The organism is Polycladomyces subterraneus (assembly GCF_030433435.1).
GTDB lineage: Bacteria > Bacillota > Bacilli > Thermoactinomycetales > JIR-001 > Polycladomyces > Polycladomyces subterraneus.
Genome location: NZ_JANRHH010000055.1, coordinates 40,964 through 53,502 on the forward strand (window position 1 = coordinate 40,964; position 12,539 = coordinate 53,502).

At 47.4% G+C, this 12,539-nt stretch carries 13 protein-coding genes and 1 pseudogene; 8 read left to right on the plus strand and 6 right to left on the minus strand.

The genetic code is table 11. The features are described 5' to 3' along the window. The first annotated feature begins 4 nt into the window (after positions 1–4). Positions 5–355: a hypothetical protein gene (locus NWF35_RS16280; RefSeq protein WP_301240556.1), complete on the plus strand. Its 351-nt coding sequence runs from the start codon at positions 5–7 to the stop codon at positions 353–355. 569 nt (positions 356–924) lie between these two features. Here the strand turns inward: NWF35_RS16280 and NWF35_RS16285 are convergent. Further along, positions 925–1,344 (minus strand): DUF2935 domain-containing protein, encoded by a 420-nt coding sequence (locus tag NWF35_RS16285; protein ID WP_301240558.1) that lies wholly within the window; start codon positions 1,342–1,344, stop codon positions 925–927. Positions 1,345–1,577: 233 nt separating this feature from the next. Between NWF35_RS16285 and NWF35_RS16290 the strand changes: the two genes are divergently transcribed. Continuing rightward, the gene (locus tag NWF35_RS16290) at positions 1,578–2,186 is read left to right on the plus strand and encodes a class I SAM-dependent methyltransferase (RefSeq protein WP_301240560.1); all 609 of its coding nucleotides are present in this window, start codon (positions 1,578–1,580) and stop codon (positions 2,184–2,186) included. Between the two features lie 21 nt (positions 2,187–2,207). Continuing rightward, complete coding sequence (locus NWF35_RS16295) at positions 2,208–3,005, plus strand: class I SAM-dependent methyltransferase (RefSeq protein ID WP_301240562.1); 798 nt, start codon at positions 2,208–2,210, stop codon at positions 3,003–3,005. A 359-nt stretch (positions 3,006–3,364) separates the two neighbouring features. Here the strand turns inward: NWF35_RS16295 and NWF35_RS16300 are convergent, their stop codons facing one another. Then, a complete protein-coding gene (locus NWF35_RS16300; RefSeq protein WP_301240564.1) occupies positions 3,365–4,231 on the minus strand; it encodes a GAF domain-containing protein in 867 nt (288 codons plus the stop codon). 465 nt (positions 4,232–4,696) lie between these two features. Here NWF35_RS16300 and NWF35_RS16305 point away from each other — a divergent pair, with 465 nt between their 5' ends. The 3 genes from NWF35_RS16305 (at position 4,697) to NWF35_RS16315 (ending at position 7,392) form a co-directional block, all read left to right on the plus strand. Further along, entirely contained in the window at positions 4,697–5,767 is a 1,071-nt protein-coding gene (locus NWF35_RS16305; RefSeq protein WP_301240565.1) for a type III polyketide synthase, read from the plus strand. A gap of 1 nt (position 5,768) precedes the next feature. Continuing rightward, a complete protein-coding gene (locus NWF35_RS16310) occupies positions 5,769–6,362 on the plus strand; it encodes an isoprenylcysteine carboxyl methyltransferase family protein (RefSeq protein ID WP_301240567.1) in 594 nt (197 codons plus the stop codon). A gap of 262 nt (positions 6,363–6,624) precedes the next feature. Further along, positions 6,625–7,392, plus strand: a complete 768-nt coding sequence (locus tag NWF35_RS16315; protein ID WP_301240568.1) for a glucose 1-dehydrogenase — start codon at positions 6,625–6,627, stop codon at positions 7,390–7,392. Positions 7,393–7,560: 168 nt separating this feature from the next. On the opposite strand, the gene NWF35_RS16320 is transcribed toward NWF35_RS16315, so the two are convergent. Continuing rightward, positions 7,561–8,028 carry a PTS transporter subunit EIIC gene (locus NWF35_RS16320; protein WP_301240569.1) on the minus strand — a complete coding sequence of 156 codons (468 nt, stop codon included), beginning with the start codon at positions 8,026–8,028 and terminating at the stop codon, positions 7,561–7,563. A 179-nt stretch (positions 8,029–8,207) separates the two neighbouring features. On the opposite strand from NWF35_RS16320, the pseudogene NWF35_RS16325 reads away from it, so the two are divergent. After that, positions 8,208–8,354, plus strand: a pseudogene (locus tag NWF35_RS16325) (DUF4179 domain-containing protein); the annotation flags it as partial. A gap of 31 nt (positions 8,355–8,385) precedes the next feature. Then, positions 8,386–9,132: a DUF5643 domain-containing protein gene (locus tag NWF35_RS16330; protein ID WP_301240570.1), complete on the plus strand. Its 747-nt coding sequence runs from the start codon at positions 8,386–8,388 to the stop codon at positions 9,130–9,132. A gap of 481 nt (positions 9,133–9,613) precedes the next feature. Here NWF35_RS16330 and NWF35_RS16335 read toward each other — a convergent pair whose 3' ends face one another. The 3 genes from NWF35_RS16335 to NWF35_RS16345 all read right to left on the minus strand — a co-directional run bounded on the left by NWF35_RS16335 (position 9,614) and on the right by NWF35_RS16345 (position 12,537). Next, the gene (locus tag NWF35_RS16335) at positions 9,614–10,363 is read right to left on the minus strand and encodes an NAD-dependent protein deacylase (RefSeq protein ID WP_301240571.1); all 750 of its coding nucleotides are present in this window, start codon (positions 10,361–10,363) and stop codon (positions 9,614–9,616) included. Between the two features lie 388 nt (positions 10,364–10,751). Further along, positions 10,752–11,630, minus strand: coding sequence for an aminoglycoside 6-adenylyltransferase (locus NWF35_RS16340; RefSeq protein ID WP_301240572.1), 879 nt, complete (start codon positions 11,628–11,630; stop codon positions 10,752–10,754). Between the two features lie 163 nt (positions 11,631–11,793). Beyond that, positions 11,794–12,537, minus strand: coding sequence for a hypothetical protein (locus NWF35_RS16345; protein ID WP_301240573.1), 744 nt, complete (start codon positions 12,535–12,537; stop codon positions 11,794–11,796). Between the last annotated feature and the right edge of the window lie 2 nt (positions 12,538–12,539).

Here is a 12,539-nt window from a genome sequence, read left to right on the forward strand (position 1 = left end):
CGGGTTGGAAAACGAAAAGATGACCATGGAACAGCGTATAGAGGCTTTTTATCGGCAGAGCGGCGGCCCCCACAACAGCCAGATCCCCAAGCTGCTGGAGAAGCACCTCCTCTACGGGAAAGATCACGGCATGCCCGGCTACAAGGAGACCTTCGAGGATGGGATCATGGATGTAGTGTTGAACGATCCCAGTCTACTGCTTCTTTACGAGCGGATTCAGCGCTGGCGTCTGAAGCGGAAATCAGAGCACGAGGCCGCATCTCACTTGAAGGAAAAGATCGAGTCTTTGGAACGGGAAGTGGCTCGTCTGCGGGAGGCGATCGACCGTCTGTTTGAGGAGAAGTCGAAGCGGTGAAAAGCGGCGAATCTCCGGCATGTGCCGGGGATTTCTTTAAAGTGAGCCCTACAGGGCACGACTGTTCGAAGGGCGTGGGAATGGGAAATCTGTTTTTCGGCTTTTCCCGAATGACCGGCAGTAGATCTCCCCGTTCATATTATCACTTGTCTCTTTAGGTTTTTGAAGGTTTGGTCATACTGTTCAAAGATTCGTTCTAGCTCTTGCCTTCATTTCGAGAGTCTGGTCGCCGACAGGGAGTTTGTATGAGCCTGTTGTTGATCACGGGATGTACGCAGGAGGAAAAGACGGTGCCTGTCGTTATCAGATTAAAGAACACCCAAGGACAACCGGTTACCCATTCAGTGGTTGGGATTTCATCCCCAAAAATCTTCGGAAACAAGTAGGAGCCATCCAATGGCCGGATCAAAAAGGGGGGGAAGTGGTTCAACAGCTTTCCCTGGCAGTACGGGAAGCAGAAAAGGATCGTGGAAGTCAAGAACCGACCGGTGACGGTGGAGTTCATCACAAAAGAATAAACAACCGGGCTCAATAAAGCATCTCAGAACATCTGTTGGCTTTGCAGACTGCTATGGTTGGTATAAAATGGTTTGTACGATGCCGATGAAGTATTCAAATTCGCGGATAATATGGTTTATAACGACTTGAGCGGTGAAATTGTTTTTGAACGATTCACTTTGATCTCTGATTTGTATTTGTATAAATTGTTCACTTTGATTGAGGCAAAATTTTACTAGCTTTAACACGTTTTGATAAACTGCAGGAGTGACGGCATAATCAGAACGGATCACCGTCTCAATGAATCTGATTACACGCTGGTGTGTTTGATTTAACGCCCTCTCCCATTCTTTTAGTACTTCGACATATTGTGTTTCCAGGTTTTTTACTAGCTCTCGAATAACAACAGTATATTCTTCTTCTTGATGCTTCCAAAATTCAGCCTCATCCAAAATACGCAACGGCATTTGATTTCCATAATAATATTGCATTTCTATGCATTTCTACCTGGCCACCATTCGATATTCGCCTATTAAACAAATGTATTCAAAAGATAGTCAAACATGAGGAGTCGTTATTAGTGCATTTAATGAGACCATAAGAGCTTTAAGGGAACTGGTAGTCACCAGGCAATATTGAGACTTGGTCTAAAGAAGGGGTTCGGCTCTTTATCAATCAAAAAATCCAATGAATGGAAACAAACGATCAAAGGAGGAGTGGTACGATGGACTGGGAAAAGATGTATGAGACAGGTGAGTTCGCCTATTGGGACTTTGTGGCCCCTTCATCGGAATTGGTAGCAACCATCGCCGTTTTGGGACTGCCGCAACCGGGGGAGGTGGCGCTGGATATCGGATGTGGTGCGGGACGGGAGGCCATTTTCTTGGCCCAATGCGGTTATCGTACCATTGGTGTGGACATGACGGCCAAGGCGCTTGAAATCGCTAGGGAACGCGCACGTGAGGAAGGCGTTCCGGTCGATTTCCGGCAGGGAAATGCCCTGGATCTACCGATTGAAGATGAATCTGTCGATTTCGTCAATGATCGAGGTTGTTTTCACCTCATACCCGAAGCCGACCGGTCGCGCTACGCGAGTGAGGTGTTGCGCGTGATGAAGCCGGGAGCCCGGTTTCTGTTGCGTGGTTGCCGAGATGCCAATGCCGTTCCAAAAGCCGTGGAGGAACGTGATGTCCATTTCGAACCGATAACGGAGGATGTCGTCCAACGTTTTTTCCCGACCGAGTATTTTGTACATGGACCTGTCTTGCCCCTGCAATTGATCGGGAATCAAAAAGCGCTTCCTGGAAATCTCGTGGTGTTGCGAAAAAAATAAACGGAAAAGGGGATTAAGAGAATGGATATCGCCTACAACCGCATCGGTAAGACGTATGACGCAACCAGGAGGGCTGATCCGGAAATCCTTCGTCGGTTGCTACGGCATTTGTCTGCGGCGCAAGGAGAACCGGTGTTGGAAGTGGCCTGCGGCACCGGTAATTATACCACGGCGTTGGCCGAGGCGGGATTGCGGATGACTGGGGTGGATGTGTCAGATGTGATGTTGTCCCGTGCACGATCCAAATCAGCTGAGGTGAACTGGGTGCAGGCGGATGCGGTGCAGTTGCCGTTTGCAGATGGATCGTTCCGAGGCGCGTTGACCGTGCTGGCTGTTCATCACCTGCACGACGTCGTGTCGGTGTTTCGTGAGGTGTACCGGGTTCTGGATCAAGGCCGGTATGTGATCTTCACCTCATCGCCGGAGCAGATGGAACAATACTGGTTGAATGCGTATTTTCCCACGATGATGCAGAAGGCGATGGAGCGGATGCCCAGTGTCGGCCAGGTGGCCGACTGGTTAAAAGAAGCCGGTTTTACCCTAGTGGAGGCGGAAACTTACCTGATACCTGAGGATCATCAAGATGCGTTTCTCTACGGATTGAAGCATCGTCCAGGAGCATACCTGGATCCGCAGGTTCGTGCCGGGATTTCTGCATTCGCCCAACTGGCCGACGAGCAAGAGGTCACGGAAGGGTGCTGTAAGTTGGAGCGGGACATCGTTTCGGGCCAAATTGGTGAAGCAATAAAACAATGGGGAAGTATCAAAGGGGATTACACATTTGTAATCGCTGAGAAGAACAGATCGGTGTCGGATTGATTCAACCATGAAAAAGAGGACCATTTCCCCGTTATGCGTGTCCGGTAGGATTTGAGCTCGAGAAGGGTGTCCTTATTCTCGCAATCCACCCTTTAAGATTGGAAACAGAAGCGAGGGGGAAAACGTGTTCCTCCGTAGATTGACCGGGAGAAATGGCGATATCCAAAAAAAAAGCCTAGCAGGGATCAACCCGCTAGGCTTTTTTTTTTACCAATAGAAAAACTAAGCTGCCCTCGCTTAGTCACAAGATTTTTTTCCCAAAGTATTTTTCATGCCTTTCCACCACTTTCCGCCTTTTTTCCCGAAAGAGACCTTCGGTTGTATGGTCCAAAAATTCACGACGGGACATGTTCCCTTGCTCAAACCGTTCGTAAATCTTCTGTTCTTTTGGACCCAACCTCTTCACGGTGTGCACCATAGACACCCTTTCTACCTGACAAATGATAAGAAACTAAAGGGGAAAGCGCGTTGGCAAAAGCCCTTAAATAAGGAATGTCTTCTGATTCAATGTACGAATTTTTTTCTTCGCCCGTCACACTTAGAACGCCTATTACTTCTTTTCCGCATTTTACGGGAACCGTAACCAGTGAATGAAAGCTATTATCGGAATGATTATTATATTCGAAGCGAGCGCCAGGGTCGTTTACATCAGGCAAGTAGTAAGGTTCGCCAGTCATATATGTAAATCCTGCTGAGTTTTCCTGACTAATGATCGGAGTGAATTTTTGGATTTGCATCGAGTGACTGGCCCAACCATATGGTTCTAAGTGGGTTTCTGCGTCATTAGGAATGAAAAGTACCACTTTGGGGTCCTTGGATTTTTTATTGATCATAAAGGCTCGAACCATCCAACATATATGATGAAAGGTGTGACGATTATTGGTCTTTGAAAAAGGTTCTCGTAAACATTTGGCAATTAGATTGCCGATTGTACTCAAAATATCGATAGCGTCAGTATTCTTAACTATTTCTTCGTTGATTTCTAAAAATTCTTCGGTGAAGTTCAAGGACCTTGCTGTTCTCTTGTAACTCCACCATAAAAGAATGCCGACTAAGAAAGATAATACAGTAACAACCAAAATCACTACTATAGGGGTGTTCTGAAGGTTTTCCCAATCCAACTGAGAAAGAGTGTACCATACCAATCCTAATATTGAAATAAACGCTAATACAAAGGGGAACCACAGGAAACGCTTAAACAACTTTTCTAAAAGCTCCCCGAACACGCTTATCCCCCTTCCTGGTAAAAATTATTCAATCTATGGTCTTTCAATTCCTCTCTTACATTTTGCTGATTGTTGACCAAATGAAAATAGGGATCCCACTCCTTATAGGGTGGAGAGGATCCCGAATTGGTAGCAAGAATAGGATTGGGAACCCATGTTCAGAAAAACACTTTGTCAATTTTATTGATAAAAAGAGCCGGGTCATAGTGAACTGAACCCCAAAAAGTAGGCATGAAAAGAAAAATACCTAAGCAGATCTCATGAAATGTCTTCTGTATTCTGCAGGAGCCATTTCATTTAGTTTTGCTTGGAATCGTTCATTGTTGTAAAAAAGTACGAGTCAGAATTGAAAGAAAATAACTATCCGTAGGCTTTGCCATCAACCTACTCCGAACTCGTCAGGGATGGATTTCTTGATTTTGGAAAACTCTATAGAGAGGATGTGTCGACGAAGGAGAGAATGACGTGGGAACGATTGTGTCAGTGGGAACGGCGGTTCCACCTCATGGTATCCATCAACAGGAAGTTCGCGAGTTTGCAAGGCACTTATTTCGCGATTCCTTTTCCGATGTGGACCGTTTGCTCGGTATTTTTGATCGTACAGCCATACAGACACGCTGGTTCAGCCGGCCGAGGGAGTGGTTTGAACAAGACCATTCGTTTTCTGACCGGAATGAGGCCTACATCGAAGCAGCATGCCAGTTGGGGGAAGAAGCGGTGCGGCGTTGCTTGGATCGGGTCGGTCTTGAGCCGCAAGAGGTGGATGTGTTTCTCTTCGTCTCCACTACCGGTTTGGCCACTCCCAGCATTGATGCCTACTTGATCAATCGATTGGGGATGAACCCGCACGTCAAGCGAACGCCGATTTGGGGTCTGGGATGTGCAGGGGGTGCCGTCGGATTGGCACGAGCGATGGAAACGGCGAGGGCGTACCCGGAGGCGCGGGTGTTGTTGTTGACGGTGGAGTTGTGCGGGTTAACGTTCCGCCGGGAGGATCGCAGCAAGAGTAATCTGGTCGCTTCCTCCCTTTTTGCCGACGGAGCGGCGGCGGTGTTGCTGGTGGGGGATCGCGCGAAAGCGCCCCGGCCAACAAACGGCCCCCGATTGTTGGATGCGATGAGTACCACCTGGCGGGATTCGTTGGAGATCATGGGATGGGAAGTGTGTGACGACGGACTGCAGGTGGTGTTCTCCAAAGATATCCCGTCCATCGTTCGCCGGGAGGTACGTTCCAACGTGGATCGTTTTTTGGCACGCAGAAAATTGGTGTGTAGCGATATCCACCGTTGGATTACGCATCCGGGCGGTTTGAAAGTGTTACAGGCTTACCGGGAGGCGATGGATTTGCCGTCGGAAAAATTGCATCATGCACAGGAAGTGTTGCGGGATTACGGCAACATGTCCTCAGCCACCGTATTGTTCGTGTTGGAACGTGAAATGCGGGAAGCGCATGAACCCGGGGAGTATGGATTGGTGACGGCATTGGGACCCGGTTTCAGCTCCGAGCTGGTGCTCTTGCAATGGGAGGAAAGGTGAGATGTCTGTAAATGACTGGTTTTGGTTGACGGTGTCAATAGTACTGATGCAGCGATTGGCGGAATGGGCCTGGTCCCATCGCAACAGCCGACTGTTGCGGTCTTGGGGAGCAGTGGAAGCCGGACGGGAACATTTTCCCCTGATTGCTGGGATGCACGGATTGTTTTTTCTCTCCTTGATCGGAGAAAAGGTACTTTTTTCAACCGAACCACCGATTTGGTGGCCCGTTCCGCTTGTTTTCTTTCTGGCCGCCCAAGTATTCCGGATTTGGGTGCTCCGCGCATTGGGGCCGTTTTGGAATGTCCGCATTTGGGTGGTACCGGGTATGCAGCCGGTGATGAAGGGCCCGTACCGTTTCCTGCGGCATCCCAACTATGTGGTGGTCGTGATGGAATTGTTGGCGTTGCCGATTCTGTTCGGTGCGTATCGAACGGCGCTTCTTTTTTCGGTGCTCAACTGGTGGATCTTGACCCGGGTCCGTATTCCGGCGGAGGAGCGTGCTTGGGCGGAGCTGACCAATTACGAACGGGAGATGGCGGAACATCATCGGCTCATTCCCGGATGGACGGGGCCGAACGGGCGGCCGCGAACGTAAAGCGTTTACTGCTGGGATCAGAATGGGGGATGGATTGTGAAGCGGGGGAGTTTGTATGATGTTTGAGAGAAAGAGAAAAATTACGGTACAATAGTATCGGAAAAGGGAAAATAATGATCCAAAAGAGGGTAGTTTTTGATAGAGAATCGTGGGGCGTGTCCGCTTCTTTTCTGAGCCATAAGAGGGGTTCCTGTCTTCCAGACGGGTTCTCCCGGATCAACGTGCTATCGGGCACGCTCAATCATAGAAAGGAGGCGGGCCGATGGACTGGAATGATCGCGTGGTGATCGTTACAGGTGGTGGACAGGGAATCGGACGTGTCCTGTCCCATGCCTTTGCCAAGAAAGGCGCCATCGTGTACATCGCCGAAGTGGATGAGGAAGCGGGTGAAGAATGTCGGCGTTGGATCGAAGCAGAAGGAGGACGAGCGTTATTCGTTCCTGTCGACGTATCGCGGGAGGAAGAGGTTCAATCGCTGATGGCGCGTGTTGAACGGGAGCAAGGCAAGTTAAACGTACTGGTCAACAATGCGGCAATCATGAGGAACGGTCCGATTGAGAAGCTGTCGTTGGAGGATTGGAATCGGGTAATCGGGGTGAATCTCACCGGGGCCTTTTTATGTGCCAAATACGGGGTACCCTTGCTGCGAAAAGGAGAAGATCCGGCCATCATCCAAATTGCTTCCACTCGGGCACTGATGTCGGAGCCCCATACCGAGGCGTATTCCGCCAGCAAAGGCGGTATTTTGGCGTTGACCCATGCGTTGGCCGTCAGTCTGGGGCCCGAGATCCGCGTCAATGCGGTGAGTCCGGGATGGATCGACGTGTCCCCTTGGCAAAAAAGCAGTGAACGCCAGCCCGAAACACTGAGGGAGATTGACCACGCCCAGCACCCGGTCGGTCGGGTGGGCAGGCCCGACGACATCGCACAAGCGGTATTGTTTTTGGCTTCCAAAGAGGCGGGGTTCATGACGGGAGCCAATATCGTCGTCGATGGTGGCATGACAGTGAAAATGATTTATGCGGAATAAAGCGTACGCCTACTGCAATATTTTAGGACGTGACTACATAAGCCGGGGAAAACCCGGCTTAGAAAATGAAGTGTTGAAACACTGGGAGGCGCCATAAATCCTTTTGAAGTCCATCCGCGGTATTTGACCTTGCATCTCAAACGTGGTTCCTATACAAACTGCTCATTTTCAGCGATTTTTATCAATTGGCCACTCGGAAAGTGCCTTTCGCCCGGTTGCGATGAATCCGCCGATAAAGATCGGGACAGTGAACGGCGGTTGAATAACGATAGGCGGCAGAATACCAGTCGCAAATAGGATATAGTTAATCGTCACGATCACAGCGGGTGCGGCGACAAACGGGATTAATAAAACAGGATTTAACACAATCGGAGCTCCGAAAATAACGGGTTCGTTAATGTTGAAAATCGCTGGTATCAATGCAGTTTTTCCGACTTGTTTCAATTGACGGGAGCGTGAGAACAGCATAAAGATCACTAATCCCCAAGTCGCCCCGGATCCCCCGATATGGGCAAACATGTGAAAGAACGGCTCCGTCACAATCCCGTGTGCTGTTTTTCCGGCGTTGACGGCAACAGCATTTTGGGCCAACTGGGTCATCCAGAATGGATACGCCACAGAGGAAACCACGTTCATCCCGTGAATCCCCATCCCCCAGAGGATCCATCATCAACAAGATTTCACCGAGAGCAGCAGGGTAAGAGCATGACGCAAACACTCCAATCTTTACCTACCATGAAAAGGAAAAGAAAATACGCAAAAAAATCCTTTTCGGCTCCACCGCGGCCGCCATACAGGTAGGAGTCACGTTTGGGTTGGGCTTTATTTCGCCGACCATGGCGAAAGCACTCAAACAGATTCCCATACTCGGCTCAGTATTCTCAACGGTGGGAGACTACGGTTTAAAAACAGCGGAGGAAAATGGATTGATCCAAACCTACCACAAACGGCTGAACATCAACGGAGACACTTTTGAACTGACTGAATCGTTTTATGACGGCTATCGCATCAAGCTGGGCTTTGTCTATCGATTTAAAGGAAAAATGGACATTGCCGCCATTCCCGACTTTTCCTTCAAAATTAATAATCACCTTTTTATGGGGGGGCGGGGGTTTAAGTGGCGGTCCCGTCGATGACAAAACCTTTAACGGCATCCTACATCTAGAAACAATCAAAAGGCTGCCTGATCAATTCACATTGAACATAACCCTCAAAGACAAAAAAGATCCGAAAAAATCTTGGCAAATGAATATTTCGGTCAAATTGACGCAATCGGGACAAACCACATATACCCTAAATACGACCAAATCCGCGCCCGATTTCTCTTATACCATACAAAAAATCAACTTTAGCAAAAGTGAAACCATCTTGATGATCCATCCGTCGAAACACCCCACTCCTCGTAACCATGATTCTATAATGGATTTTATGATCATGGACGATCGGGGGATTGTGATCGATGGATCTATGGGTAGCGGTTACTTCGATGAAAATGGCTCCTATGTATACAGAATGTATTATTCGCCTTTGAAGCGAATTCCGCGTTCGTTGACCATCATCCCATATTATCCGTTTAAACACACGAAGAAACTTCGTCTGCCTATTCCACACATTGAAGCAAAAATGGATCACTCGCCAACACCCGAAAAGCCGATTTTACTGTCCATGGGTGACGCAGGTAAAATACGTATAATAAAGTGGAGTTTCATTCTGATCAAACGCGCGTCCATTACCAGATAGTCAGCCCAGAACCCTACCAATTCAACAGAGAATTGGAACTAAAGGACAAAACCGGCCGAAAATATCAAATTCGATACGTCCAAGTGGCCAATACGGATACGTATTCGTTCATCGCCTATTTCCCGGCAATCAAACCGGATCAACTTGCCTCCTTTGTCACACGCGATCTGGCTCCCCATGTCATGCGCAAGGACTTAATGTTGAAAGTAGAACTGCCACCCAAAAAATGAAAAAAGACCGCCTATGAAAGGTGGTCTGAGGCTATAAAAAACCCAGCGGAAAAAACGCTGGGTTTGTCTAGTGATTGAAAGAAAATAAAGAAAACTAGACGGAGATCATGGAGCAAGGCCCGCCTGGGCTCCATGCTCCTCATCCAGATGTTCTTGATGTTATGGCACACGGCAGTAACGAACCTACTCCATGTCATCTCATCAAAATCACCGAAAATGAGCGACCATGAGCGGTCGTCCTGTTTTCCACTTCATTTTTTAAGCCGGTGCGCAAACCAATCGGTTCCTAATATGGATTCTGCAATTTCGCTTAATACTTTGCCGATGCTTTCATGTATGATGTGATCTGCCAAATGATCCAAAGGAGTAGAGGTTTTGTTGATGATGATGATTTTCGAACCTGTTTCATGTGCTAACTCTACCAATCCGGCAAAAGGATAGACTTGCAGAGAAGTGCCCATTACTAGTATCTTATCCGCTTGTTCCACTTCTTGAACAGCCGAATTCCAAGCATCTGAATCCAGCGGTTCACCGAACAGAACGATTGGCGGACGAAGGGGAGCCTTACAATTCTCATCTGTACAATAATAAGTAGATTCGCGATAAGAAGTTGCGGGATATTCTTTTCCACAGCGGGAGCAGACCAGATAGCGCATATGACCATGGATTTCGATCACCCTTTGACTTCCCGCTCGTTGATGGAAACCATCGATATTTTGCGTAAGAACCGCTTTTAAAATTCCTTCCTTCTCCAGTTCGGCGAGCACATAATGACCAATATTAGGTTTATACTTCAACAAGTCTTCGATGCGCATTTGGTAGAATTCAAAAAAGTCATCCGTTCCGATCGCTTGCGGGCTGGCGATTTCATAAGGATCTCTTCCGCACCAAAGCCCGCCTTGTGAACGAAAATCGGGAAGTCCGCTTTCTGTCGACATACCCGCACCGGTAAGAGCGACGAGATAGTTGGAGTCTTGGATCAGCTGAATCAGTTCTTTCATGAGATCCCCTCCTCTTTTCAAAGATCTATATTGAACCATTTCAATGCGGTTTGTCAGTGCTAGGGTGCTTATGTGCGGTATGTAGAATCTATCACTTTTGATGCTAATCCTTTCTCCTATTAACATAATAACATTAGACATCGGTTGATTCCGAGGTTGACTTAGCACTACCAAGTCCGTTTGGTGATGCCTTATCTATCAATGGTTTCCGCCTGGTCTTAAGAAGCGGAAAGGAGTGATTAATCTGTCCGAGGGTAGGAACAAAATGCATGACATTCTTTTAGGGGGAATACCAGCGAAGCTGTCACCAGGGGGGGAAGTAGATTCCATAAAAAGTAAAACCCTCAACTGAGGGTTTTTATTTTCTCCCATGGTAGTTCTCTATTCTCTATTCATATATAGATTTTGCGTCTCGTGGAAGAGCCCATACCCGTTTCAGATAATCAGTGACTCCCCGATCTTCGTCATATGGATATTCGAAGCCAAAATGTAGTGCTACCTCAATTGCGGTTTCCCTAAAAAGATCACACATCACGAAAAGTGCCTGCCAAATATTATCATATTCGCCATCAGGAAACGTTTGGACGAATGCTTTCCAACGCTTCGGATCAAGGTACTTCTCAAAATACTTGCCAAATTTTCCTGTATCGACGGAAAAGCCCGTTTGGGTGCCTATATACCAACTTAACATCAAAGTAAGCGCATCCCGTGCAGGATGGTCATACATGAACTTCGCATATGGAAGCTCCCTACGCCACAATCCCTTGGCGATGTTTGTTGTAATCCACCAAAATTCATTGCAACAGTCCTGAAATTCTTTTTCAGTAGGAGGTGTAGGGATATAATCTTTGTCACATGCTGGTGGCAATGGTTCTAACATTCCGTCCTTATCCAGCAGAAGCAAACTGGTGCTTTCCAAACGTAGATCGGATATTTTATTAGCAGGATAAAAGGTGAGATCGATCCGATTTCCATCCTTAAACAACATAAGAAAAGCGAAGCTACCATTGTCACGATCTGGTGGTGGCGGGAAAACTTTTTCATCGGGAGTTTGCATCATAATCAGTTCTCCAAAAGTATTGATCCAACTGCGGTCTCGAACAAAATCATCAACGGAGGATACGATATACATGATGTCGTAGTCCTGAAATGGATCACGAGGCGCATTCGGATTGGCGCGTGATCCGTTCAATATGAGCGCTCGTATCCGTTCATCATCATTCGCAAAATTGAGTATCAAATCAAGCATTTCCTTTTCACTTCTCATTGCTCCCCTCCTATTAAACATCTTTCCATTTTGATGATCACAGTTAAATTTCCTTTATTTTTCTGGATTGTAAACATAATATTCCGCAATCCTGCCCGAAAGTTTAGGGCGGCCAGGCATCCCGTTTCTTCTGGAGCGCGATGATGGTGATGGTGAATTGTCACTAGTTGAATTTGACCACTTTTTCACGATAAGAAGGAACTTCGTAAGTCGCGACCAAAATCCCCACTTGCTCAATATCATCATACGATTTGAGTTTTCTTGTGGCGGCGTAAACCCAATAATTCATGGTTTGGCCGTGATGTATCACTGCGTAAAAATACACTGTTGGATCAGGATGTACCCCCGGTGTGATAAAACGCAATTCTGCAATATGATGATGCGTGGCATGCCGCATTCCTATCAGTCTGGTGAAGATTTTCCTCAGACGCGCTGCTGCGCTTAGAGGGATGTGAGAAGTCTCCGACATCATGGTACTTGGTTTCAAACAATGGCTATGTAGCGTCACTTTGTAGGTATTGCCCATTCCGAGTAAGCTTTGCGGGTCGTATACTCGATAATAGGGATTGATATACCCTTTTCTCAGTAATTGCTGGCGTCCAATCGTGATCGCTCTGCCTGCTTGATCAAAATAACGCAACACAAAGGTCTTAACAAAAACAGGAACACTTTTCACATTGGTCAGGATAATATCAATCGTGAAGCTTCGTCGGTCTTCTGCTATATAGATCGTAACCTCAGGTTGTGCGTCCTTCCTTGCCTGTTTGATCTGACTGTAAGCAAAAAAGACTGTGACCAAAGTCAAAACAGCACTGAGTACTTGCCCCGCAGAACTGACTATCTGTGCGGCATCCACCCAGTCCTGTTGTGTCCATAACGTCCAATTTTGTTTGAGTGATAGGAGCAATG

What these genes read in the sequence shown, in the direction of transcription:
- NWF35_RS16340 (WP_301240572.1), bottom strand. Translation starts at nt 11,630, where the DNA reads ATGAGAAGTGAAAAGGAAATGCTTGATTTGATACTCAATTTTGCGAAT.
- NWF35_RS16320 (WP_301240569.1), bottom strand. Translation starts at nt 8,028, where the DNA reads ATGAACGTGGTTTCCTCTGTGGCGTATCCATTCTGGATGACCCAGTTG.
- NWF35_RS16335 (WP_301240571.1), bottom strand. Translation starts at nt 10,363, where the DNA reads ATGAAAGAACTGATTCAGCTGATCCAAGACTCCAACTATCTCGTCGCT.
- NWF35_RS16295 (WP_301240562.1), top strand. Translation starts at nt 2,208, where the DNA reads ATGGATATCGCCTACAACCGCATCGGTAAGACGTATGACGCAACCAGG.
- NWF35_RS16290 (WP_301240560.1), top strand. Translation starts at nt 1,578, where the DNA reads ATGGACTGGGAAAAGATGTATGAGACAGGTGAGTTCGCCTATTGGGAC.
- NWF35_RS16310 (WP_301240567.1), top strand. Translation starts at nt 5,769, where the DNA reads ATGTCTGTAAATGACTGGTTTTGGTTGACGGTGTCAATAGTACTGATG.
- NWF35_RS16315 (WP_301240568.1), top strand. Translation starts at nt 6,625, where the DNA reads ATGGACTGGAATGATCGCGTGGTGATCGTTACAGGTGGTGGACAGGGA.
- NWF35_RS16285 (WP_301240558.1), bottom strand. Translation starts at nt 1,344, where the DNA reads ATGCAATATTATTATGGAAATCAAATGCCGTTGCGTATTTTGGATGAG.
- NWF35_RS16330 (WP_301240570.1), top strand. Translation starts at nt 8,386, where the DNA reads ATGACGGCTATCGCATCAAGCTGGGCTTTGTCTATCGATTTAAAGGAA.